Origin of the sequence: Albimonas donghaensis (genome assembly GCF_900106695.1) — a bacterium.
GTDB lineage: Bacteria > Pseudomonadota > Alphaproteobacteria > Rhodobacterales > Rhodobacteraceae > Albimonas > Albimonas donghaensis.
Map to the genome: position 1 here is coordinate 1 of NZ_FNMZ01000029.1, position 1,057 is coordinate 1,057.

Sequence of the window (1,057 nt, forward strand, 5' to 3'; positions counted from 1 at the left end):
CTAGAGCGTCAGCCCATCTGATTGAATCGAAGGGGATTCCCCTCGGGGTCTCGGTCTGATTCAAGATATCCGCCGGGGAAGGAGGCCGGCGTACATGTCGAAAGCCCTTTCGCTCGATCTTCGCACCCGTGTCCTGCAGGCGATCGCCGAAGGCGCCAGCCACCGCCAGGCTGCGGCCCGCTACGGCGTCAGCGCGGCAAGCGTCAGCCGCTGGCGGGCGTTGGAACGCCTCCAGGGCGACGCTCGCCCGGGTCCGCTCGGCGGAGATCGCCGTTCGGCCCGGGTCGAGGCGCAGGGCGCGCTGATCAAGGGCCTTCTCGACGCGACGCCGGACATCACCGTGGAGGAGCTTCGCGCGGCTCTCGCCGAGCGCGGCCACGTCTTCGGCTACGGCACGCTCCAGCGGTTCTTCCGTCGCCACGGCATCACGCGCAAAAAAAGACCGCGCACGCCAGCGAACAGGCGCGGCCCGACGTCCTGAAGCGCCGGCATGAATGGTTTGAGAGCCAGCTCGATCTGGACCCCGACCGCCTGGTCTTCATCGACGAGACCTGGGCCAAGACCAACATGGCCCGGACCCACGGCCGCCGCCGGCGCGGCGAGCGCCTGCGCATGGCCGTCCCGCACGGACACTGGAAGACCACGACCTTCGTCGCCGGCCTGACCCGCCGAGGCATGATCGCGCCCTTCGTGATCGGCGGGTCGATCAACCGCGCCGCCTTCGAAGCCTATGTCGAGCGCGTCCTCGTCCCGGACCTGCGTCCCGGCGACATCGTCGTGATGGACAACCTGTCGAGCCACAAAGGGCCGAGGGTCCGCGCCCTGATCGAGGCCGCAGGCGCGGAGTTGCGGTTCCTGCCGCCCTACAGCCCCGACTTCAACCCGATCGAGAACGCCTTCGCCAAGCTCAAGGCGCTCCTGCGAAAGGCCGCCGAGCGCACCGTCGAGGGCCTCTGGGCCGCCATCGGCCGCATCGCAGACGCCTACACCCCCGCCGAATGCGCCAACTGCTTCAGCGCATGCGGATACGATCCAGACTGGTAGGAGTCCGCTCTAG

Annotated in this window: 1 protein-coding gene; it reads left to right on the forward strand. The window is 68.7% G+C overall.

The genetic code is table 11. The features are described 5' to 3' along the window. The first annotated feature begins 94 nt into the window (after positions 1–94). Positions 95–1,044, forward strand: a protein-coding gene (locus tag BLV24_RS21325) for an IS630 family transposase (protein WP_092685691.1) whose coding sequence is annotated in 2 segments (ribosomal slippage) — positions 95–431 and positions 431–1,044 — 951 coding nt in all. Because the reading frame shifts where the segments join, the coding sequence is not laid out codon by codon here. Positions 1,045–1,057 lie beyond the last annotated feature (13 nt).